We start from the raw sequence: 23,430 nt of genomic DNA, 5'->3' as shown, positions 1-23,430 counted from the left end.
CTACTCACCCAGCGTGAGTGCCAGATAACTCACTGAGCAGAGTGAAGCCAACCACAGCACCAGCAGTGAGATCATTGCCCGGTAAAACATGACTCTTGTTACGTGCAGGCGATCAGCCAGTGAACGCGCACGGGCAAATTTTTTCGGCCACAGCTGCGCCATGCCCCGGTCAAACTCAGCAAGGTCGTCTTCGTTGTTGAGCAATGCGAAGAGCCGTTCATCGAGCCATAAACGCCAGCAGTAGTAGTGTGTGATGAAGAACAACACCATTAACGGCAGGCTCAGCGCGAAGTAGAAAAGGCTGAGTATCAGCGCCAACGGCGGCAGTGTCAGCGCGGCAAAGTAGCGCCAGCTTGCCAGATGAATTTGCACAATTCGGTTGGTCATCATGATGTCTGACATAGCTGTTCCTTGCTAAAGGCTTCGAGGATTGCAATGTGTGCAGGGGTGAGAACAATCTGCGGGCGTCGGGACTTAATGAGTTCAACGGCCTGAACGACAGAAGCTGCATGTCCTTCCGCCAGCAGCCACGCCGCAATCACTGTGGCACTGCGCGATAAACCCAGCGCGCAGCAAACCAACACCTTGTCACTTTCCCGGTGCAGTTGCTGGAGCTGTCTTACTGCAGTGCGCAAATGCGCAATGTCGGGCACCAGCAGATCCATTAGCGGATAGGCCTGCCATCGCTGTGCGCTCCGGTTGCCTTTGTGAAATTCTGCGGTCAGATCAAAAACGGCAAAATCTTGCTGCGCCTTGTCCTGAAACCTGCCCAGCGCTACGCCAGCGGCAATCTCATTACTTTGCGCGCTATGTCGGGAAAACCAGCGGCGGGAAATGTTCGCGCCTGCCAGATAAGGCAGAAGCAGCAAACGTGCTGAGAGAGATAAGTTACCGCAACTGCTTTTCTGAAACACCGTCACGCCTAAGCCGGCATAGCCCGCAGCCACCGCCAGCAGCGCTATGGCAGGCCACAGCAGCAAATGACCACAGGGAATCGCTATCCCCGCCAGTAAAAACAGCATTCCACCCAAGGCGTATTTGCTTGCGAGACGTCGCGCGTGCCAAGTGGGCCGCTGCCAGCGCCATTCTCCTCTAATCGGAATCAGGTAGCTGATGATGAGCGCGACCCCAATCCCGCTAATGACATCGATAACATGGTGCTGCCAGGTGGTCAGTACCGAGACAGCAATCAGCAGGAACCAACCGCCCGCAAAGATTCTTGCATTGCGATTCAGATGCTGGCGAAAGCGCAGCCAGAGCAGCCAGGTCAGAATAATGTGCAGCGAAGGGGCCTGGTTATAGGGTAAATCAAATTGTTCAAGCTGACGGAACAACCAGCCGAAGGCACCCTGGGTTTCCGGGCGCGTGAAGGTAAACTTCAGCGGGAAAAGTAAAAACGCTGCACACGCCACCAGCGATGCTGCAAGCAGGCGATAGCCGTGACGCATCAGCTCCTGTCTTGATGTGCAGATGAACAGTGAAATACCGTAAAGCAGGTCGATGCTCCAGTAAGGCACGATAGTCCAGGGAACAAATGGAATCGAACGTTCCCAGGCAAACACCAGGCTTTCCACATCATCGCGGGTCGCGGTGAAGGTATTCACCTGCCCGTAGCTGAGAAAAAACAGGGGACCCAGCAACATCAGCCAGTAAAGCCCCTGCTTCCAGGGGCGAAAAGGGCGCTGTGTCAGCAACGATTCAGTCATGCTATTTTCTTACCGCCAGCGAAACGGTAAAGATGCCAAACTCATCGATCAGCTGGTGGCATTTCTCAAATCCAGCATCTTCGACCAGCGTATCCATCTCTTTCTGGCTGCGTACGCGCATCAACCAGGGAATACCGTTCTGGTGGCTGGTTAAGGTCCATGCGATGGTTTTCAACTGCGGATGCCACGGTTGCCCGGTATAAACCAGCACGCCGCCCGGCGGAATGGCGGCTGCCAACCCGGCCAACGAAGTTTTGATTAATTGGTTGCTCGGGAACAGTTCATACAGGCCGGAGACAATGCCCAGCGTCGGCGCAGGCGCGAGTGTGGCGAGCGAGCCATAATCGAAGGCATTGCCTTTTTTGAACTGCGCGAGATGGCCTAATTGACGCGCTTCAATCATCGCCTGGCCTTTTTCCACATTCAGATCGCTGTAATCTCGCAACAAGATGCTTTCAATTCCCGGCTGTTTCTCCAGCGCATCGAGAACGTAGCGGCCATGTCCGGCGGCTATGTCGACTACGCGAATCGGCAAATTGTGCTCTTGCAGTTTTGCTACGGCCTGCGCAATCACCTGCTGGATATTCTCTTTGCGCATGCGAATGCCGCGCCAGCCAATGCTGTTGAGGTACTGCCTGTCGATGATACGGCCAATAATGCCGGTGCCTTCAGCCGAGTTGCGGTAGACATAATCCAGCGTGCTGCCAGAGTCAAAGCCGGTTTCATATCCCAGGCGCATGCCTTTAGACAGCCTGCCAAGGGTTTTCATGCCAAAACTTAATGAAGCGTAGGACACACCTTGTAGTGAGCAGCGCTTAGGTGGCGCCTGCAACTCACGGTACGCATCAGCGCCCGGACTCCACTGATCTTCATGGCTGTAATCGAAGGTGTAAGGCGCAGCGTGGTAAAGCTGTTCAATAAACGGCTTCATTTTATCGAAGGCAAGCTGGCGATCCTTCTCTCCCAGCGTATCGTGATAAAAACCGGGCAGAATATGCTGCTCTTTGATGGCGCTACGCAGCCCCTGATAGAATTTTTTCTGCGGTTTGGTGTGCACCACAAAATCATCGCCGGAAATCAGCAACTGGGTTGGCACGGTGATGGCGGCAGAGTCAGAAACAATACGCTCCGCCGTTTTATACAGATCCAGCAGAATATTCACGGCAATCTGACGGGTGATGAATTTATCCTGCTCAAAGCTGCGAATGCGCTCGGGGTCGTGGCTGAGAAATTTCCCTTTGACGTAAGAGTTCACGTAAAACAGACCGCGAATACGTTGCAGCATAGCCAATCCCGTGCGTGCGAAAGGCACATACAGCTTCACCTTAAACGCTGGAGAGGCCAGCACCATACCGCGAATTTTAGGTGCGTAATCATGCACCCAGGTAGCGACCAGCACCGCGCCGACGCTTTGCGCAATCACCACTATATCTTCAATGCTCACCCTGGCTTGTTCAGCGACAAAGCGAACAAATTCATCGACGTCCTGCACTGAGCGAGCCAGGCTTGGGCTATAACCTCGCTCTCCCGGCGAATGTCCGTGTCCACGCGCATCCCATGCGTAAAAATGGGCATCCGGCATCAGTAACTCATCGACAACATGCTGCAAACGTCCGGAGTGCTCATGCCCGCGATGAAATAGCACAATCACTTTTTTGCTCTGCGCATCCTGCGCGGGCCAGTGGCGAAAATAGAGAGATTCCCCGTCGCTGGTTGAAAAAGATCCTTCCTGAAATAAACGTGCTTCCTGGCTCATGATGATTTCCTTATGGCTTGCTGTTGTAATTCGACAAAACGATTTAATAACGCGCTTTTAAATTCGGCCTTGTTGTCCTGATAACGCAGCGGATCATCGATATAAATATCGATAAAGAACGGCACCGGTATTTTCTGACCCTTACCCATTGAGCGATCCAGCCCGTGCATATAGACCGGAATGATGGGCACATCCGGGCACTGCTGGCTGAGATGCCACAGGCCAGATTTAATTTCTGACAGTTTCCCCGGCTCGCCGCGTGTGCCTTCCGGGAAAATAATCACAATTTTCTTTTCTGCCAGTGCATCGACGCAGGCCTGCAATGGATTAGCCTGATGCGCCCCGCGATACACCGGGATGATGCCAATCACCTTGAGCGCAAACCAACCCACCACTTTGTTTTTCAGGAAGTAATCAGCCGCAGCCACCGGCTGTACGTCCATTAACGTCGAGAGGGGGAACAAGGTGAACAGCGTCAGCACATCAAGATGGCTGTTGTGGTTTGCCACAATGATCGCCGGGCCTGTTTTCGGTAGCTTCTTGCGGTTGGCCACGGCGACACCCAGCCAGATCCACACCACCGGATAAGCGATGCACAGGGTAAAGAGCCAGCGCAGCATGCGGTTCATGTGCGCCTCCTACACGTAGAAGTAGTAATAGAAGTGGAAGAACAGCGGCGCAGTGTAGATGAGTGAATCGAGTCGATCCAAAATGCCACCGTGTCCGGGCAGCAATTTGCCGGAATCCTTCACACCAAAATCGCGCTTGATCGCCGACATCACAACATCGCCGCAAAAGCCGCTTGCACCAATAATCAACCCAGCACCCAGCGAGTGGAGATAACTCATCGGTGTCAGCAGTGGGCCAAGAATCGCAGCCAGCAACATGGTGGTAAAGATGCCACCCAGCAAACCGGCCAGCGTCTTATTCGGGCTGACGTTGGGCGTTACCCGAATCCTGCCCAGCGATTTTCCCCACAGATACTGGGCAATATCATTCAGCTCAGTCAGCGCCACGAGGAAGAACACCAGCAGCGCACCGGCGCTGGCGTCGGCACCGGGTAAAGTCATCAGGTAGGCAACGTGGCTCAGAGCGAACACGGTGGTCATCATGCCCCAGTGCATTACCGACGCAGAGTGCAGAAAACCTTTGGTATCACCGGCAATCACCATGCGAGCGGGCAGGAATAGGAAGACATAAACCGGGATAAAAATGATGAACATGCCGTACCAGGCCATGCCGGTCCAGAGATATTGCACCGGGATAGCGGCATACATCCACAGCAGCGGCATACTGTCAGAACGCCGCGTGGGTGCTAGCGTCAGATACTCTTTTAACGACAGGAAACTGATGAAGCCGAAAAAGGTTAGCGCCAGCCACTTCGGCGACAGCATTGCTAACGAGAACAGGCAGATAATCACCCACCAGCTATTAACGCGCTGCTGCAATTCCAGCCAGTTGCGTTGTGGGCGGCACTTTCTCAGCACAAAAATAATCAGCGTCGCCAGAATGAGAACGCCGAAGATACCGCCCAAGCAGTAATAAAGCACTTGACTGGAATCAGCCATTTTTCGCCTCCATCGCATTGCGGCAGCGATTCAGGCTGGTCCAGCACAATAACAGGGCGGCGATGGCAAACACTGCGTTAGCGTAGCCGATAGACTGCGGCCACAGCGCAATCACCAGGCCGAGAGCGCCAAAGATAAATGCGCGGTCACTTTTGCCTAACGGGCCACGGTAGCTTCGGATGCCGTTCAGCGTCTGGCACATCACACCGCAAAATTCGCTCAACCAGGCAAGCAGCACGACCAGCACAACCCACCAGGCAGAGATGCCAGTAACAAAGGCAAAAGCGAGGTAGAGTGCCGCGTCGGAGATAATGTCACCCACCTCATTGAGGATTGCCCCGAGGGTGGATTGCTGATGGAATTCCCTGGCTAACATGCCATCAATGGCGTTTAGCGCCATGCGGAAAAACAGGAAAACGGGCAGGGTGATAAAAAAGCGTGGATCGGGGAAACGCATCAACAATGCGCCCAGTACTACAGAGGTGAGCATGGCAAACAAGGTTACCTGGTTGGCAGTGATACCCTGCGCATGTAACCTGACGACCAGCGGTCTTAATAAATGCTGAAACTTCGGTTTTATATCGTATAGCGTCACTTTGTGGCTCCTGCCGTTAAATTGAATAGTTACTTCAATAATTCCAAATTCAGGGTGTTATCCCTTACTTCAATCGTGCGTGGTGAATCCGCATCAAGCTCCTCACGGCTCAGCACCCGTTTCCATGTACCGCGCTCCCGGTCCGGTTGGCGGAACAAGCCCACGACTGCGACAAACTGCGCCTGCTTCTCCATTGGCATATCGAGGCTGACGCTTTGTCCCGGCATGACGCTGAGTTGCCGCTGCGCCACCAGGCTCTCTTTCAGCACCCAATCCGGCTGTGCCAACAGGCTGCTGTATTCGGCGTTATCGAAACGTTGACGCGTGCTGAGCTGCAAAATATTCAGGCGTAAAGGCATCGACTGCTGGGCGTCGTCCTGATTGATCGCCGTACGCGCAGTGAAGGTCAGGTGCAGGATATTGACCTGACGATAAAACACGGCATCGGCAATGCTTGCTGTTCCCTGTTTGGTTTTTTGCCACGCTCCACAACTGCTCAGCAACGTTGGCGACAGCAAAATCAGCAACACATGAGCGAAGCGAACTTTCATTGTTCACCTCCCTGATACGCATCTTCATTTTGCGTAGCGGAAATAAATATCCGCGCAGGCATGCGGAAGCCGCGCAATTCGAGCAGCGCCAGCGGGCCACTACCGAGCTCCGTACGTATCTGATAGTTCAGTGCCAGCCCGTCCGGCGTCGGCCAGGTAACACGATAGATGTTGTTCCCCAGATTGGTGATGCGGGCTTTATCCAGCAGGCGGATCAGGCCCCAGCTTCCAGGGTGATCGGCATAAATGCGGGTTCCGGTATGGGTGCTGCGCCAGGTCAGCGTGGTTTGCGGTTGCCAGCGGTTGTCAGGCCAGTTCAGCGTTTGCCAACTCTCTTCCTGGTTAAAATATTGCAGCTTCTGGCGATCCACCGTCAGCTCTGATTCCACCACGTCGCGGGAAGGTTTTGCCATCATCTGAAAATGCAGTTCCACATCTCCCCGGACAAATGCGGTGTTAGCGATGTGCGTCAGTTTATTCAGCGCGTTGAGAAAAGCAGGATCGAACGTCAGTCCCTGGCTGTTCATGGCATCCGGCACCCAGCGATCGCCTTCGAGCCGCAGCAGGCCAGCGAGGCGACTGTTAACGAACTGCGCGATACGTCCGGTGTCGGTACGCATAAACTGCGCTAAATGCGGTAAGGAGACGTCGCTTTGTCGGTTAGCAAACGGATAGCGGTCGGCAAACGATTGATCCCACGGGGTTACAATATCGTTCTGCCACTGGCTGTTAATGCTTTCAGCAGTGGGGCTGAGCACTTGCTCCCACGCCTGCACCATCGGCTCGACAAATATCGCCTGACCAAACCCGCTCCACTCCTGTCCGAGGCTGGCAGCAATCAGACTGCCGTAATCGCGGGTGTCAGTGAGATCAACGGCTTTGCCCTGAAACACCGTTAATGCTAATGACTGCATCATGGCCTGCGGATCCGGCGCATTGGTGACCTGCTGCAGCCGGAGACGAACACGGGTGATACGCGTCAGGAAGGTTGGCAGGCTGAGGCTATCTTTAGCCGCTGCGCCGGTATCGGTCAGCGCCAGCAAAGGTCCAAAGGTGTGATCCATTGGGCCACGTGCACCTTGTGGTCTGGCGATGGCCTGGGTTTGGTCACTGCTGAGCAGATTCTTTGCCGAGCTCACCAGCGAATCGGTAAGATTACCGCCAGTTTGCCCCGTCCGGCCCTGCACATTCAGCGTGTTCATCAGCGCAATCAAAGGTGACTGGCGTATGTCGGCCAGCAGGGTTAACTGTTCAATCGATTCTGACAGGCTCTCCGCCCGCTGCCATTGCAGGCTGTTGAGGAATTTAAGCCAGGCTCCGGCGTAATCGGAGAAATAGCGATCTGTCAGCCGCGCTTGCAACGTTTCCGCAGAGACAACATTATTGCTGGCCGTTTTGTTATCACTCAGCACCCAATCGATTTCATCGCGACGCACTTTCGCCGCTTGCTCAATCGCTGGCTCTACTGCCTCTTCCCACGCTTTACGGGTAAAGACGCCGGGCACGGTTTCATCGGTATTGAACAACCTGCTGCTGTCGGTGCCGCTGACCATCTCACTGAGCGTCATATCAGCATAATCACGGGATACCTGCTCGATGAGCTGCTGATAGCGTGAGGTCTCCGCATTGCTGGCACCAATCTGACGCAGCAGCGCTGAGCGCATACTGCTGACCAGTCGCATATCCGGTTGTAACGGCCACTCTGGGTGCGCAGGCAGATTCGTCATCATAAAGGCCAGCATAGCGCCACCATTGTTGCGCCAGCTTGCGTCCTGAATGCCATCACGCCGTTGCCAGACCTTCATTACCGTGGCGCTGAAAAACGCCGGATCGGATTGTTCGGGATGTGCCAGCATCAGGTACGCCTTCAGCAGGTCATACATGCTTTTGGCCTCATCGGCCCGCAGCGGGCTATCGGGCGGCAGGTTACGCCAGCCGCTCATCAGCGTAGTCAGGCGCTTGACGGAGGCATCACGCAGCAGCGGCATGGCCGCCTGCTGCCATTGTTGCCACAGAGAATCCAACAGTGCGTCATTCTGGCTGAGGCCAAAACGCATATACCAGGGCGCACCATATTGCTGGCGATGCTGCAGACGCTCGATCTCTTTCTGCAACTCGCGCAAGGCTGAAAGTTGCTGCTGCAGCGGCTGACGGAAATCTGTTGCGGCGGCGGCAAGCTGCTGATCTGCCTGTATAAGACGCATATTGGCAATCCAGGAAAACACCAGGCAGGCCATCCACATCACCAGCAGGCAGGAGCAGAGCGTAAGCACCGTTTTCCGCCATGAGGCACCGTTAGTTAGCGGCCTGCGCCAGCGTAGCGCCAGTAAATCCCGCCAGGCTTTTCCCGGCTGCCAGGCATTTCGCAATGAAGCGCTTCCGGTGATCTCCGGCTGGCTGAGCACGACTCCCGCCAGCGGCAGCGCTCTTGCGCCTGTGGAGAGCTGCGACAAAGTTCGTGTCAGGCGATCCGCGCCACCGCTGCGCAGCACGTGCGCCAGTTCCAGTAAAAAACTGTGCTGGCGATTACGCTCAATTTGCTGCATGCCGCGCTCAACCAACTGGTGCTGAAGATCATCCAGTGACTGACGGTAATCGTCCGCACTATCACCTTGCGCAATGGTAAATCCGATCCCCTGCGCGGGGGCGCTATGCAGAGAGGGGGCGTGAATCTCCCACAGCCACAGCGGGATATCCTGGCCCAACAGGTTGTAGCGCTTCTGCATCTGGCGAGCCGTGGTATCCAGCACATCCTGGTTCATTTCCGCTTCTGCGTTCACTACCCACACCACCGCATCGGCCAGCTGGCGGCGAATTTTGCGTAACGCCCGCAGCTGCGCGGGTAGCGGATCTTCCTGCGGACTGCCGTGCCAGAGCAGCAAGGTATGATGCCCCTCAAGCCAGTGTTGAGTTGTCAGGCCGGGAATACTCCGTTCAACCAGATGCACATCCCCGACCACCAGCAGAATGCGTGCCCGGCTGCGCCAGCGCCACCGATACTGGTAGCGCATCTGGGTAATGATCTCATGCACCCACTGATATTCTGCAGGGCGCTGTTTCTGCGAGCCTGTTGCTTCACGCGCGTTGAGTCGCACCAGCCCGCGCCAGGCGAGAATAAACAGTGGACAGAACCACACCAGCGCCAGCCAGACCATCAATGACCAGAAAGCAATCTGGCGCGGCAGAGCTTCCGGCAGATCAACGCTACTGCCTGCGAAGTAATAGAGCCCTGCGCCAGTCAGCACCAGCAGGGTGACAGCAAGCAAGTATCCTGAAACCAGCCAGAACAGCGAGTGCCGGGGATTAGTGCGGGAGGTTTCCACGGGGAATACAAACTCCTGTAATGTATTGAGATTCCATTTCTGCGGCGATCCAGCCGCAGGACTGGCCGTTGAGCGCCGAGAGCAGCGCCAGCGACCGTAACGTAAACGGTGTGATTTGCCCGGCATGGCCGATCCGCGGGGCAAGTACGTGATCCAGCGCGGACCAGCCGCCCTCCAGCAACGCTTCCATGGCGGGGGCATCTGCCGCGATCACCGTATCCGGCGTATCACTTAATCCGGCATAACGGGAAAGCTGTGCGACGGTCAGAGTGGCCGTTTCACCCAACGCCGGTTGCCAGCGCTCCGAGCGATGCATCAGCGCAGTCCCCTGCGCCGAGCAGAGCCAGGCAAAGGCCGCTTCCCCGGCAACCGGGGTGCGATCAGACAATCCTTCGCCGCTTCCGGCACACAGCAGCAAAACCGGAGCAGTAGTGGCGAAGAGATCGATAATGGTATCTGCGCCATCAATCGCAATGAGTCGAAGGGTTTCCTCTGGCAACGTCATGCCCGCTGCCAGTAGCGTTTCGCGAAAGGCGAGCAGACTTTGGTCATCACCCAGCCAACAGAGATGGTTGATTGGGCGTGCATCACCTGACTGACGCATATGCGTCACCAGGCGATTGGCGAGATAAGCCGCCAGCATCACAGGACGACTGCGGGCGCTGTTAAGCACCCGTGGGCAACGCAACGCAGCATAACCTTGCGCAGTGATGCCCGGTTGCGGAGCGTCTGCAGGGTGTGACAACAGCGCCAGATGTTCGGATGCGTCTTCTCCGGCTGGCGTCACCAGCAACACGGCTTCAACTGGCAAGGCCTGGCTGCGCTTTTGCCACCACGCATCCAGCGCCAGCGAGATTTCTGCATAGTGCGTGCGGCGGTTATCGGTAGATTGCAGCCAGACCAGCCAGCGCAGCGTCACCGCCAGCAACCAGCACAGCAGCGGCAAGACCAGCGCGCAGAACCAGAAAAGCGGCGAACGGGTCGGCTTTCCCTCTGGCCACAGCAGCATGGTAATCATCGCTGATATAAACAGCAGCACGGGCAACGCCACCCACCAGCGCCGCCAGCGGGGCGGGTAAATGGTGGCGTAATCGGCATAAACCGGCGGTTGATTCATCCGCAGACATCCATATCGGGCAGGGAACTAACCAGCGTGCAACCACAGGCGCATTTATGCCCATCGAGCGCCACCGCTTTACCGTTTACGGTGCTGTTGGTTGCTCCCTGAATAATGGTGGTCATGCCGTGCTCGTTGCATTTCGCTTTGTCATTGACGCAGGCCACCGGCTTGCCAAATGCGTCAAAGCTCCCGCTGAGCACTTCACCACCGTAAGGTTTGAGCTTATCGCCAACGCGCACCAGTTTTTTAAGTGTCATACCACTCGCGCTCCCGATGATTTCAGCATATCGATGGCAGAGGTCATCATGGCCTGGTGCTGTTCGCTCACCACACTGGTGCGAGCCAGAGCAACTGCGGCGCCTGGTTGGGTGGTTGCCTCTGGAGGATTGAGTATCTGAACGACGCCGTTCGCCATGTCCTTCACTTTATAAGTCACATTGTTATAAGCGGTTTTCGGCTCGATAAAATAGATGACGTTATTGGAGGTTGGCGCGGCGTTGATAACTTTGCCTTCGACGGAAATCAGGCGAAGGTTTTTATTAGTCTGGTTGCCGCAGTAAATCATGCGATAGCGGAAATAACCGCCCCAGGGTTCACGTCCCCCCAATGCACTTTGCATAAACCAGGCGCGGGAATCGTGAATTTGTTCATCAAAGAGGGTCAGCAGTTCAGCACGCGGTTGAGTACGAATGCCGGTGCCCAGCTTGTCGATAAACAGCTGCGGATAACGACGATTGCCATCGGCTTTCATCTGCGCGTATTCCGCGTCTTCATCGTCACCGTTGATCAGGAAGATGGCGTGCTTGGGGATCACATCCAGAACGATCTGCGCAGTTTTATCTATCAAGCCACCATTAATGTCTCGCCGCCACAGCCTATAGTCGTGTTGGAATTCACGCGCAGCTTCGCGGAGTTGATATTGGGCGTTAGTCGGATCAAGATCGGGCTTGCCCTGCAAGCTTTCGTCCAGCGGCAAGCGGCTCTTTTTGGCTTCTGCTCGGCGTGAGTCAAGTGCTTTTACCGCTGCTTTATGATCATCCGCTTCTTTTTTAAGTCCTTCAGGAGTTAGCTGGGGTGCTTTGTTAAAGAAACTGTTGGCAAAATCATCGCCCTGAGGAAGCATGCTGCCGTGAGCATAACGACCAATGCGCCAGGCAGTGATCCAGCCAATCTGATCGATCAGCGCACTTTCAAGTGTCTGAGAAAGTTGATAGGCGCGATAGCCTTCTGATGTATCTCCCGGCTCTTCGCTGCCTTGCAGAGTGGTGTTGAGCAGGGTTTGACGCCAGATGTTGAAGCGTTTGACCAGCGTTTTACTGAAGTCGAATTCTCCTTGTGATTCAGGAGACATAGCTCTTGACGGTGAAACGTCTTTTATTAGTGCAGAAATACTTTTAGGTAAAACTGCTAATGGTGCACCCGCCTCAAATGCCGCAATATATATATCGTGAAGAACAATTTGCGATAATAATTCGCCAGTGCCATTACATGATTTCCCTTGATCCCCTGGAGGATAACCGCCGCCAACATCCGAGTGCATCCCGGGATAAATGACTTCCTGAGTGTTGGCCGGGTAACTGCCATCAGGACGACGAACGGAGTCAAGAGGGAAACATAAGCGCTGTTCGTGTGCGGCAACAAAATGCCGACAACACTTAATCAATCCAGGAAATTTACGCTCATCAGGTAATTGTTGACTATTATCCGCCCAGCCCATATGACCTGCAGCACCCGGCATCATGTGAGCTGCTCCAACAGACGCCACCGTATCCAGTAATCCCAGAAACTCAATACTGATGGGTAAACCAGCGAGTTTCAGGTGATCACCCTTTAGCTTGGGATCGGGTAACTGGGTTAACCAGTTTACAAAGGTCCGCGCTTCAGCAGCTCCGCGAGAAAAACCATAGATAAACAACTTAATACCCAGAAGATGGGGCTGCTGGGTTTGGGCTGCCTGACTTTCCAACGTCTTTAACAAGGGATTGATCACATTACGTCGGTTCACTTCCCCTGAAAAAGCTCCGCGAGCTTGCATGCTGGGCAGCATTCCCTTCGCTACTCCATCATCAAGGCGTTTGGCTCCTTTGGTGATGGCATAAGTCAAAGCATCCACTAATCTCAGCAACGCCCAGTTAATTCGATCTTCTCCACCTGCGGCGAAAGCCAGACCATCATTGCTGTAATCCATTTCGCCAATTTTTGGGAAGGGGGTGCCAACACCCGGAATGTAATAGCGAAAATAGCCTTCACCATCAGCATTTTGATATGTCGCATGATACAACTTCGCGATATTGGTAGGATGCGACGGTTTAGCAATACGCGTATCGTTCTCTTCGTTATTTCCCGTCCCATCGAAAAATAAGCTGATATGTAGGCTTCTACAGCAAGGGACGATGCCTTTCTTACCGATATCTTCGGCAAGACTGGCTCGGTTATCAATTTCTTCGCGAATCTGCTTTTTGTAATTGCCATTAATCTGCATTTCGCTAAGTTGCAAGCGTCCAGCATCAGGAAAAACCGGGGGCGCAAAGCAAGGCAACGCGAGGCTCATTTCACGGGACATGCCGGTGGCTCCTTCATGTTAAGTGGTTCCTTGATCGGATAATTCTCAGTGCCATACCCGGAACAAACAGTTGTGACCTTCACCTTATTACAAGGCAGAAAGTGCACAGTTAAGCCACAGCGCTCCTTGCCAAACTGCGGAATATTAACGATGGCACTGTATTGTTGATATTTTGTTCTATGCTGTTCGTATGCTTTACGGAACTCATCCGTTCCTAGTGGAGGTAAAATTACATTAGGATTGGGGTCAACTTCCCATTCAACCCTAGCTTTCAAATCAGGCGTCCACTTTTCAGGAAGCATGATGCAGCAATATCCCCCGCCTAGACCTGGAACGTGGTATCCATTCACTGAAAAACCATTTATACCCTGTCCCTCGACATGGTTTACTGCACGAAGATCGCCAGCGGTATAGCCGTCATCAACGCTTGCCTGCGAGCAACCTGAAAGTATCGAAGCAACGATAAAAAACATTCCTTTATACAACCAATCGAATGTTTTCTTTTTCATTTCCAGGCTCCTTGCATCATTAGCGTTATCTGTCCTGAAGCAGAACACTGAGAACGTTCGGATAATGACTTTAATTGCTGGAAAACATCCTGTATGGCTTGTTTATGAATAAAATCGTAGTTGTAAAATCCAGAATCATAATTAACCAGCATGACTCGATTACAAGGAAAAAATATTGCGATGACACTTGCGGCTTTAAGCAGAGAGTCATCGGGAGTATATGATTCAGTGATGTTACTGCTATCCGTCGACTCTGTTTGTAGAAGCCTTGTTCCAGCATCCCAGCTAATCGTTACAGATTCCGGGAGAATAGATGGATTATCCTTTTTCATCAGGGATGCTTTATTAAGTTTTTCCGATGCGCTACCAGCCTGAGGAATAATTTTACTTCGGGATTGAGTAAGTATTTCTCCAGTGCTTTTTTTGCGAATAGTATAATCAACGTCTGGTTGACCCGTCATATTGACGGCAAAAACTGGGACATAATTTGCCGCGGGTTGTTTATAAACTTTAGGCGAATTGCTGATGGCTAGATCGACAGGCAACAAAAGTGTATCGATCACTGCATCAAAGGGCATCGAAATAATTGAGAAAACGGGTAAAATTCCACCACTAAATAACCACATGTATGCATTAGTTGTATTGCGTATATCGATATCAACTCCGCGATACACTTTCTCACTACTTCCTCCGCGCATCATTGTCCCGCATCCAGCTAGCTGCACAAACAAAATTGCGCAGATCAACTGTTTGCTCAGCGTACTAAATATCCATTTTTTCATTCGCTTTATTCCTTATAGTCCAGTAGATCGCCTATATATCCCGCCCGGCTTGCTCTGATGGCAATTGCCAGGCATTGCGCAAAGTGTTCCTCTCGTGAGGAAACCAAAGTTGCCTGCTCCTTCATCAACGTCTCGGCATCACTAATACATCCCATCAGCTCAACCTGCGCATCACTCATGCGGTTCATCTCTGGCGCATCAGCAAGTTGTCGACCCGGGTTCCAGGTACCGGTTTTCCATACCACCTCGTCATCACGATCTCGCCAGCCCCAGAACAGCGCAATATCGGTGAAAGCCGCCTGCTGCTCTGGCGTCAGGACGTGCTCAAGTAGCGAGGGAAATACGCGATTGTCGTAATAGCGCAGTAAACCGGTTTGCTCTTCCCAGTGAACCTGTGAAAGTGCCTGCAAATGGCTACTCAGCAGGTCGAATGCCAGTGGCGATATCAGCAATGTCAATCGCGGCGTCGTGGAGAAGTGTTCCACCAGCTGTTCCAGCCAGCGCTGGTGGCTGCTGATGCTAAAATGCAATCGCATCACCAGCGGTGAATACTCTGGCGTTGCCGCTTCCGGCGTGTTCGCAAACAGCTCGAACCAGCGTAACGGCGGGTTAATTTGGTTCAGCGCCTGTTGCAGCGGCTGTGCTGTGCCAGCCTGATCAACCAGCACATCGAGATAATCCTGTCCGGCAGCAGTGCAAAGCGCGTTAGCCTGTTTCAACCATCCATTATTCATGTCCGTCATCGCTATCCCCTTGGCGCGAAAGCCAGCGCGGCTTCCTGTGCTTTTTTCAGGCACTCTTTGCACACGGATTTAGGCAGATCAGGCAGCGTTGTTTCTTCGCTGGCAGGAGAATTCTAGGCATGAACGCCACGGATGCTGGTTTTACCCGGCGAATGAATTTGGATATCACCCTGCGGCGTAATCCTGATGGTTGCGCCGCCACATCCCAGCACAATGCCGTTTTTCGCGGTCAGGCGCAGTTCACCCTGAACGGTCTGCACGCTGATATCTTTCATCGCCGTCAGTCCCAGGGTATCGCCGTGCGATTCCACCGTCAGCGGACCCTGGCCCGACACCATGCGAATCCCTTCCTGCTGCGACAGCAGGGAAATCGCCTGGCTGGCGTTGACCTGAATGCGTTTGCCACTGGCAATGCTGGTTTCCATCTGGCTTTGCAGATGCAGAGTGCTGCCTGAGTTGAGCAGAATGCTTTTGGGGCTGACAACGCCAATGCCTTCTGGCGCACTCAGCAACATGGCAGGGGATTTGAGCTGGTCGACAGCGGCCAGATAAGCCCTGAGATGCGTGACATCAGGCTGGAGATTATGGTGCGACTGAGTGATCGACTGCCAGCCGCTCATCTGGCTGATCGCACCTTTGACCAGGCTTATTGCCGATGTCATTTCCAGTACCGGCCCGGTTGCCGTGGCCTGCTTATCAGCCGTCAGGAAAAGGCCCTTGCCGGCTCGCAGCGTACCGGTGCTGTCTGTACGCAGCTCAAACCCTTCGCCGCGCTTGCTACGTGAACTGTCGACGATATGTCCGAGTGAGAGTTGGCTCTTACCGCCAAATTCCGTCGACAGTTTGACGTGCTCATATCCACGGCGATCCTCAAATCGGAGTTTGTTATTCGCCGGCGTCCTCAGCACATTGCGATGATAGTTATAGAGATTGACATGATCTTCATGGCGAGAATCATGTACCGCGCAGAGAATGTAAGGTCTGTCAGGATCGCCGTTGGTGAAGGCAATCATCACCTGTGTTCCAGCTATCAGTGGAAAATGCCAGCCGTAGACATTGCCTGCATAGGGCTTCGCCAGCCGCACCGGTACACTTTCAAAACCAGACTGCCAGGATTCGTTTAGATCGAACTGAAAACGCACCCGATAGCGGCCATGTTCATCAAGTTCTGCATATTGCGCATTTTCTACCGGGCTGGTAACGCGAGCCAGCAGCGTGCCTGCGATGTGCGGCCAGCTTTTCAACGGTGGGCGATAAGTGCTTTGCGGCCGAACGGGCACAGCGGTAAAGCGGATAACATAGGCGGTATCGCGCGAAATACGGGTTGATGAGGTAGACACTACCAGCAGGCCATCCGGCGCATCTGGCCACTCTTTACCTTGTGGCGAGATCACCATGCCCGGACGGATATCCATGCCGTTGCTCATACCGTCGAAAGTGACCTGCTCGGTGATCAGGCGTTCCTGGCGACGTCTGACAAACCACTGTCCCTGTTCCGGTAGCGCCTGGTACTCCTTGCCGAGCAACTGATAGTTTTCACCATAGCGATACAGCTCTCCCGTAAGCGCAGGCTTATCAGGATCGGTTTCCGCTTGCGCCTGCATGTCATTTTGCGCGTTGCGGTAATACTCATCATTGAGTCGTGTGCTGGCGGCAACGGATTGGCGATTAACGGAAATATCCCAGAGAGATTCCAGGCCGCCATCAAATAACCCTGACGGATGGCGAAAGACGATGCTTTGCTCAGCACCATAGGCCTGCGCGCTGTCACCCAGTACCAGCACATCTCGGTGGTTTTCTTCATCCCAGGTGAAGTAATAAAAGACACCAATGCGCGACAGATGACGCTCTATAAAGGCGAGATCGCTCTCCGCATATGAGATATAGAAATCGCGAATCGGATATTGAGTATTCAGGCGAAAGTGATAATCCAGCGAGGAATATTCCCAGCGTTTAAGGATATCCTCTACCGCACCCGGTACACTTTTATGCTGGTAAACGGCATAGGTCAGGCTGTTTTTTAGCAGCGCAAGGCGCGATTCCAGCGTGACTACATAACGTGTTTGGTCAGCAGAGGATTCGCACTGCTGGAAAGCGGTAACTACACCGCGCAAAATGCGGGGTTCCACTGACTGCCAGGGTTGGCCGTCAGGGTAAAACAATAACTGGGCCGTGCTGTTAATCAGAATATCGGCGGGAATATCGCGTGTAGCGCTAGTGAATTCAATACTGTACTTCCACGGCGAATTTAATGCCTCTTCACCGCTAAAACGCAGCACTGACAAAAGAATATCGGGACGCTGATTTTTCAGCATCTGGATGCTCAGTTGATAGTGGCTGTATATCGGCGTCTTGCCAGCCGTAATCACAAAATCCTTCTTGCCCATTTACAGATTCCTTCCTGAAATTTGTTTGCCTGAAACCTACCCTTTGACTAACAGATATTGCAGATGACCGTTCATGATGAAAGTGGCGATAATAATGGCAACCAGCACACTGCTGCGAATAAGCCACGGAGAACGTTGCCAGAAAGATGTTTTATGTTTCGAGCGCTGGATAATTATTGCTGAGTCGGCAGATCCAATCTGCTTCGGCATTAACGCTTTTAGCTGCTGCATCAGCAACTGGCGCTCCTCATCGTCTTCCGTTCGGTATTTTCCGGCATAACCCAAATGCAACATTCTGTAGTAGCAGCTAATAGCGGCTTGAGCTGTTGCAGGTTCACGAAGCAGATTTTTGATGCGGTCAAAGAATTGCTCACCACCAATGAGGTGCCCGAGAAAGTGCCCCTGCAAAGGTGTGCGTTTCCACCAGGCAGAGATATCAGCTTGCGGAATGGTCATGATCAGTTCGTCGAGAAAGACGCAGTGCGCAAATTTGATTTCTTCGCAGAGAGAAGCGGATGCTCCCGCTGTCGTGAGGTGATGCTGAACCTGTTGAATCGTATTGAAGCAGCGCTGGTAGAGTGCATCATCAACCGTGATGGATTGCCCATTACGGATCGCGAGCGCCAATAGCCAGGTATCCTGCATCAGCTCATCGAGAGTATTCGCTGTGATGTTGTGTTGTGAAAACGTCATGGGCACCTTCCTGGTAACGCCTGAACATTGTTAATCCATTAATCCAATTACCGATTTCAATCGAGAAATGGCTGTTGCTCACGCTGCTTACTTAGCCGAGCAAAGGTGGACTCGCTGCCCTGAAAGGGCGATCTCCACCTACCAACGGCCCTGAGGATATTACAAGGAGTGATAGTTGATCAAACTAACAATTTGAGTTTGTGAAACAGGATTCCAATTTTCAGCAAGGATTTACCCTCGACATTACTAGTAATCCTAACGCGATTCAGTTACTGCGGTTTTTTATTTTACATTCTGATTTTGAAAGATTTTTGATAATTCAATAAAGGGGAAGTCTGTTCTGCGTGAGTAATCATGCGGTGTGAAGATGTGAATGTTAATGATGAAAATAACGATCGATAAAACGTGATTACGTTAACAGTTTTGGCAGGTTAGGGGACATTGGCAAGGTCTATAAGGTCCAGCAAAAATTTAAGGGCCTGAGGTAGATTGGTATCGCTGAAGTGCGTCGGCAATATATCCCACCACTCAATGTTGTTAAACCACTGCTGAAATATTACTGCCGTTTTAACTCGTTCTTTTTAAGCACTAACTTTTCAATCAACTCATCCAGCCCGCTCTCAACCAGCATCTCCACCGCATCACTCCGTGTCGTTTCACTCAATCGCACAACCTGATCGATTTTCCTTAAAACAGACATACGCAACGACAGCGACACCGCTTTCTTTTTCTCTTTATCCAGAAATACCCGGCTGACGGTTTCGCTCTGTTGCAGTTCGGCATTAAGTTTGAGCGCTTCATTAATATGGCGCAGGCTTTTCTTATCGAGTTTGCCGGGTTCAGTAAGTTGGTAGCAGTGGGTGAGGCGGCTGTATTTGATCTCCGCAGACCAGGATTCACGCAGCTCTTTTAGCGCACGCGTCAGCGTGGGTTCGGAGCAGTCGAGCGAAGCGAGAATGCGGCTGGATGCGACCGGTTTGCCGCTGCTGAGCAGCGAGGCGAGCATGAATACGCGTGTCTGTCGGGTACTGAGTTGCATGGTCGATGAGGCCTGCGTTAGTGGTCAATGGTTGGTATCGCCCTCCTGGCAAATGGTTTTCGACAGTATCAGAGGGTATTTAAATATCAGGTAAATAGGGTCCGAAAATTCCTACGTCCGGTTTGTGGTTCAGTGGTAACGCGGTGGGCATGAATGCCCACCCTGCGGGGGTTGTCAGGTTACCAGCATCAACGCGCCGTCTGAGCGGGTATCGGGTGCGATGCCGTATTCCTGCGCGCGCGCCAGGATGGCGGCGGCCCAGCGGCGATGCGTCGCCGGTTCGCACATCGCGCCCTGCGATTTGAATACCGCCTGGCTTGAATTGAGGATGCGGAAGGCATCCGCCTGATCGCTGGCGGAAACCATCAACATCTCCTGAATCTTGCCGATCTGGCTCGGGTGAATGGCGGTTTTGCCCACCAAACCGTGCGCGATATCCAGCGCCATTTCCTGATCCATAATTTGCTGATCGTCGATGTGCTCGCACACCGGCGCGGTCAGCGCAAAATCCCGCGATGCGAATACCGCCACCAGCATTTTGATGGTGTAACCCATCGGGCTGTCATACAGCGTGAAGTGGCGTGAACGGCGCAGCGACAGCACATTCATCAAATCGTTACCGCCGATGCGCAGGGCGATCACGCGCTCGCGACAGGCATGGTTTTGCAGCGTGAGGGCCAGCTCGCGCATCGCCACCACGTCGAACACCTCTTCGGTTTCCAGCGTCGGCATCATGCACAGATGGCTCGGTTCGAGAATCTGCCACCACACCGGCAAGGAATCGGCGGTGAATTTCGGCAGCACAAAACCGTCTATCGCGCTGAGGTTGAGGTTTTCCACCAGCCACGCGGCCATCTCGCTGTTACGCGGACGGATAAACACCAGCGGCCACTGCGCGTTGCCATTGGCGCGCTGTTCGGCGTTCAACACATTTAAGATTTGCTGGAGATTGTGCAGCGCCTGCGGCAAATCCGCATCACTGACCGCATCTTCCAGGCAGATCACCAGCGAGCGCAACCCGCTGATTTTATTGTGCAGAATGGCATCGACGATATCGCTGCGCACCGCTGGCATATACAGCGTTGCGCCCAAACGCCACGGAGAGAGACGGCCGTTCATCACAGCACCTTTTTGATTATCGTCACGGCGCGGTATTGCCCAAGATCGGCACCCGCTTCTGTGATGGTCAGCCCTTTTTGTTGGGCAAGATAGACCAGCAGCGCCACGTCGGGATCGTCCACCGAACGGACCAGCACCTGATCCGGCACGCGACGCAGCACGGCGCGCGTGGCTTCGGCGATGCCCGGCTTGATGCGGTTGATGCTGTTCACCTGATAACGCGCCGCCAGCATGGCGATCACCGCTTCACTTTGCGCCACCAGCTGCTGCTGATGTTGTGGATCCTGCTGGCACGCGGGCAGGGCGCTGACATCCAGCGATCGCGCGTATTCCGCCACGGTGTTCACCAGCTGCTGGCTGCAATCGTATTGCGCCAGATGGTCGCACTGCACGCAGCCGTGTAAGCCCGCTTCAGACCACAACGAGCGCGAGATCAAACCTGAAACCGGCGCGCCCATAATGCCAAACGGGATCAGCCAGTCATCATCGCTGGCCGAAAGCCACGCCCGACCGCACGGATCGGCCAGCACCACCAAGCGCGGCTGTGCCGGATAGCCGGGACGATGTTCGAGGCTGCGGATCAGCTCGCCGGTGATGGCGCCTTTGCCGGTCCAGCCATCAACGAACACAATGCCTGCGGTGCCGTGGCGCGCTTCGATGATCTCCAGCGCGGCCTGATCAATACCGCGATCGCGGATGATGCTGATGCCGTAATGGTAGGATTCGCGGCCCATCGCGCGCAGCGCCTGTTGCAGCATCACGCCGAGCGGCACCCCCGCGCGCACCAGGCTGGCGAGCACAATCGGCGTGTCGCCAAACTGGTGTGCCAGCGTCCGCGCCAGCATGGTGACTTCTTGCGCCAGGCGTCCGGCACCGGCGTCAAGCGCGCGGGAAAACAGCTCAAGGTGCCAGCGCGTCGGTTCCGGTTCCTGACTCAACATCTCGGAATAGTGGCGCGCGCCAGATTGGATCAGCTGCTCTTTTTGCTCCACCGGCGTCATGTCGATTTCAACCGGCTTCAGCAGAAATTCGACGTCGCCGGCTCGGTACGATCCAGAGAAAGGCAAGTTATTCACCATCTGTTTGTTCTCCGAATATTGCCTGGTTGATGCGTTCGGCAAACTGGCTCTGACGCGGAATGCCGTACCAGCTGCACAGCTTCATAAAGCGGTGATCGCTGAGGCTGTCGCCAAGGCCAATCACCGGGAAAACGCCGCGCTCGTTACGCAGCTTTTCCAGCAGGTAGCTGACGGCTAAGCCTTTTTCCACCACGTTCGGCAGCCAGGCGACGTTGTTGCTGTTGCGATGGATGTAATAACCGGCGGTGGGGAAGCGTTGCTCGATTTCATCGGCGATGGCGTAAAGCTCTTCGAGGCGCGTACTGTCGCGGTGCTTCATCACCAGATAGATCGGCGTGACGCCATATTCATAGTTGATGCGCGCCCAGCCGTTGATGTCGCGCTCTGCCATCAGGTCGGTGATCGCCTGCTGCATCGAGAGCAGCGCCGGGCCGTACGGCGTCAGTTTTTCCAGCATCTGCGCGCGCCATTCGGCATCTTCCTCACCTTGCGGGTTGAGGATCACCGCGCCGTGCGTGGTCACCGCCCACGAACGAAAGGGGATCTGCACGCGGGCGATCTCTTCGGTGCCGCGCGCGGTGACCGGGATCAAATCGGCCTGCTCGATCATCCAGTCAACCAGCATCGACTGCTCTTCCGTCATAAAGCTGCGCGGTTGCAGGCTGAGATCGAGCGCGCCAGTACGGAACGGCTCAAGATCCAGCTCGTCCACCATTTTGCGGCGCGTTTGAAATAGCGTGTCGTCAAGGTCGGAAAAAATCACCGGTTTATTCATAGCTGATCACCTCCACCAGTGGCGCAACCTGGGCCAGTGCCGTGGTTAACAGCGGATCCACGCTGTCGACCGGCGTTTCGATGCACAGCAAAATGCGGTCAAACTGCTGATGCGCCACGTTGTAAACGAAGTTGGCGATGCCGAGACCGTAGTTATCACCGAAGGCGATAGCTGATTCGATGGCAAATCCGGTAGCGATTGGCGAGCGCGTGGTGGAGCTGTATTTCACCTCTGCGCCTTGTGCCGCCAGACGTTCAGCCAGCAAGAAAGGTTCCCAGACAAATTCGCTGCTGCCGAGCACGAGAATTTTTTCTCCCGGCTGCGCCTGAATCGCGCAACCCAGATCGCCCGCTGGCGCTGCCATGCCGAGTCGGCCCCAGCGCTGTTTGCCGGTGATGGGCACGGTGGCGGCATCGTTAAGCACCATCGCTGGCATCGGCGGCAGTGCGGCGTCGGGATCCTGCTGCCAGTGCCAGTCGCCTTGCACCAGCGACACGCTGCGCACCGGCACCGGACAGCGCGCGGGTAACGCATCGCCGCTCCAGTCGGTGAGCGTGACGGCGATAACCTGCTCGATCTGCGTTAAGCCGCCGTCGTTGCGCAGCGCTTCGAGCAGGTTAATAAAGGTGTTGCCGGTGGTGGCTTCGTCATCAATCATTACCAGCGTGCGCGCGTTGATCACGCGCTGGCGCAGCTGCGCATCATCGGGCAGGTAGATCAAATGATCGGTGGCGTGGCTGTGATTCTCTTTGAACTCGCACAGCAAATCGGCCTGCTGCGGATGACGCGTTGAGGTGAGATACACCGGTTCGCTGACGCGCTGGCGCACTTCATCAAATACGCCTGCGCCGAGGCCAACGGCGGTTTCCGCCATGCCGATAAACAGCACCGGGCCGTCAGAAAGCGGCGGGAACTGCTCCGCCAGTTGGCGATACACGGCGCGCATTTTCTCCGGCGCGACCGGAATGTGGCGGCCAAGCACTTTACTGACGAACAAAAAAGCGCGTTTGGGATTGCGGCGCTCGGCGATCTCGAACAGATCGTCGATGGCGCTGATGCCGCCGGTTGGCGTAACGCTCAGCGTGCCGCATGACAGCGTCCTGCTCCAAAGTGTGGTCATGG

At 54.3% G+C, this 23,430-nt stretch carries 21 protein-coding genes; all 21 read right to left on the bottom strand.

The window, feature by feature from the left end; genetic code table 11:
* Positions 1-402 carry a hypothetical protein gene (locus tag IB226_RS18505; protein WP_192236674.1) on the bottom strand — a complete coding sequence of 134 codons (402 nt, stop codon included), beginning with the start codon at positions 400-402 and terminating at the stop codon, positions 1-3.
* Positions 387-1,706 carry a phosphatase PAP2/dual specificity phosphatase family protein gene (locus IB226_RS18500; protein WP_192236673.1) on the bottom strand — a complete coding sequence of 440 codons (1,320 nt, stop codon included), beginning with the start codon at positions 1,704-1,706 and terminating at the stop codon, positions 387-389. Before IB226_RS18500 ends, IB226_RS18505 begins: the two co-directional genes overlap by 16 nt.
* Before the next feature lies 1 nt (position 1,707).
* Positions 1,708-3,462 (bottom strand): bifunctional alpha/beta hydrolase/class I SAM-dependent methyltransferase, encoded by a 1,755-nt coding sequence (locus IB226_RS18495; protein ID WP_192236672.1) that lies wholly within the window; start codon positions 3,460-3,462, stop codon positions 1,708-1,710.
* On the bottom strand, positions 3,459-4,091 hold the full coding sequence (locus IB226_RS18490; RefSeq protein WP_192236671.1) for a lysophospholipid acyltransferase family protein: 633 nt from the start codon (positions 4,089-4,091) through the stop codon (positions 3,459-3,461). The genes IB226_RS18495 and IB226_RS18490 overlap by 4 nt, the downstream gene beginning before the upstream one ends.
* Before the next feature lie 9 nt (positions 4,092-4,100).
* Positions 4,101-5,030, bottom strand: coding sequence for a phosphatidate cytidylyltransferase (locus IB226_RS18485; protein ID WP_192236670.1), 930 nt, complete (start codon positions 5,028-5,030; stop codon positions 4,101-4,103).
* Positions 5,023-5,625: a CDP-alcohol phosphatidyltransferase family protein gene (locus tag IB226_RS18480; protein WP_192236669.1), complete on the bottom strand. Its 603-nt coding sequence runs from the start codon at positions 5,623-5,625 to the stop codon at positions 5,023-5,025. Before IB226_RS18480 ends, IB226_RS18485 begins: the two co-directional genes overlap by 8 nt.
* Before the next feature lie 29 nt (positions 5,626-5,654).
* Positions 5,655-6,176: a type VI secretion system lipoprotein TssJ gene (gene tssJ, locus IB226_RS18475; protein WP_192236668.1), complete on the bottom strand. Its 522-nt coding sequence runs from the start codon at positions 6,174-6,176 to the stop codon at positions 5,655-5,657.
* A complete protein-coding gene (locus tag IB226_RS18470) occupies positions 6,173-9,499 on the bottom strand; it encodes an ImcF-related family protein (RefSeq protein WP_192236667.1) in 3,327 nt (1,108 codons plus the stop codon). Before IB226_RS18470 ends, tssJ begins: the two co-directional genes overlap by 4 nt.
* Positions 9,480-10,616 (bottom strand): hypothetical protein, encoded by a 1,137-nt coding sequence (locus IB226_RS18465; RefSeq protein ID WP_192236666.1) that lies wholly within the window; start codon positions 10,614-10,616, stop codon positions 9,480-9,482. The genes IB226_RS18470 and IB226_RS18465 overlap by 20 nt, the downstream gene beginning before the upstream one ends.
* Positions 10,613-10,876: a PAAR domain-containing protein gene (locus IB226_RS18460; protein ID WP_192236665.1), complete on the bottom strand. Its 264-nt coding sequence runs from the start codon at positions 10,874-10,876 to the stop codon at positions 10,613-10,615. The genes IB226_RS18465 and IB226_RS18460 overlap by 4 nt, the downstream gene beginning before the upstream one ends.
* Positions 10,873-13,182, bottom strand: a complete 2,310-nt coding sequence (locus IB226_RS18455) for a DUF2235 domain-containing protein (RefSeq protein ID WP_192236664.1) — start codon at positions 13,180-13,182, stop codon at positions 10,873-10,875. The genes IB226_RS18460 and IB226_RS18455 overlap by 4 nt, the downstream gene beginning before the upstream one ends.
* The gene (locus tag IB226_RS18450; protein ID WP_192236663.1) at positions 13,167-13,691 is read right to left on the bottom strand and encodes a DUF3304 domain-containing protein; all 525 of its coding nucleotides are present in this window, start codon (positions 13,689-13,691) and stop codon (positions 13,167-13,169) included. Before IB226_RS18450 ends, IB226_RS18455 begins: the two co-directional genes overlap by 16 nt.
* Positions 13,688-14,473 (bottom strand): YceK/YidQ family lipoprotein, encoded by a 786-nt coding sequence (locus IB226_RS18445; protein ID WP_192236662.1) that lies wholly within the window; start codon positions 14,471-14,473, stop codon positions 13,688-13,690. The genes IB226_RS18450 and IB226_RS18445 overlap by 4 nt, the downstream gene beginning before the upstream one ends.
* A gap of 5 nt (positions 14,474-14,478) precedes the next feature.
* Entirely contained in the window at positions 14,479-15,216 is a 738-nt protein-coding gene (locus IB226_RS18440; protein WP_192236661.1) for a DUF4123 domain-containing protein, read from the bottom strand.
* A 113-nt stretch (positions 15,217-15,329) separates the two neighbouring features.
* On the bottom strand, positions 15,330-17,603 hold the full coding sequence (locus tag IB226_RS18435; RefSeq protein WP_225608368.1) for a type VI secretion system Vgr family protein: 2,274 nt from the start codon (positions 17,601-17,603) through the stop codon (positions 15,330-15,332).
* Positions 17,604-17,639: 36 nt separating this feature from the next.
* On the bottom strand, positions 17,640-18,296 hold the full coding sequence (gene tssL, locus IB226_RS18430) for a type VI secretion system protein TssL, short form (RefSeq protein ID WP_192236660.1): 657 nt from the start codon (positions 18,294-18,296) through the stop codon (positions 17,640-17,642).
* A 556-nt stretch (positions 18,297-18,852) separates the two neighbouring features.
* Positions 18,853-19,335, bottom strand: a complete 483-nt coding sequence (locus IB226_RS18425; protein WP_192236659.1) for a tellurium resistance protein TerW — start codon at positions 19,333-19,335, stop codon at positions 18,853-18,855.
* Positions 19,336-19,509: 174 nt separating this feature from the next.
* Positions 19,510-20,454: an HpcH/HpaI aldolase/citrate lyase family protein gene (locus IB226_RS18420; protein ID WP_192236658.1), complete on the bottom strand. Its 945-nt coding sequence runs from the start codon at positions 20,452-20,454 to the stop codon at positions 19,510-19,512.
* Positions 20,454-21,533 carry a cysteine protease StiP family protein gene (locus IB226_RS18415; RefSeq protein ID WP_192236657.1) on the bottom strand — a complete coding sequence of 360 codons (1,080 nt, stop codon included), beginning with the start codon at positions 21,531-21,533 and terminating at the stop codon, positions 20,454-20,456. The genes IB226_RS18420 and IB226_RS18415 overlap by 1 nt, the downstream gene beginning before the upstream one ends.
* Complete coding sequence (locus IB226_RS18410; RefSeq protein WP_101763319.1) at positions 21,523-22,308, bottom strand: hypothetical protein; 786 nt, start codon at positions 22,306-22,308, stop codon at positions 21,523-21,525. Before IB226_RS18410 ends, IB226_RS18415 begins: the two co-directional genes overlap by 11 nt.
* Positions 22,301-23,428: a phosphoribosyltransferase domain-containing protein gene (locus tag IB226_RS18405; RefSeq protein ID WP_192236656.1), complete on the bottom strand. Its 1,128-nt coding sequence runs from the start codon at positions 23,426-23,428 to the stop codon at positions 22,301-22,303. Before IB226_RS18405 ends, IB226_RS18410 begins: the two co-directional genes overlap by 8 nt.
* Between the last annotated feature and the right edge of the window lie 2 nt (positions 23,429-23,430).

Source organism: Pantoea sp. PNT03, assembly GCF_014852515.1.
GTDB classification, from domain to species: Bacteria; Pseudomonadota; Gammaproteobacteria; order Enterobacterales; family Enterobacteriaceae; genus Pantoea; species Pantoea leporis.
The sequence above is the reverse complement of the archived record's forward strand: the minus strand, read 5'-3'. Positions and strand labels throughout refer to the sequence as shown.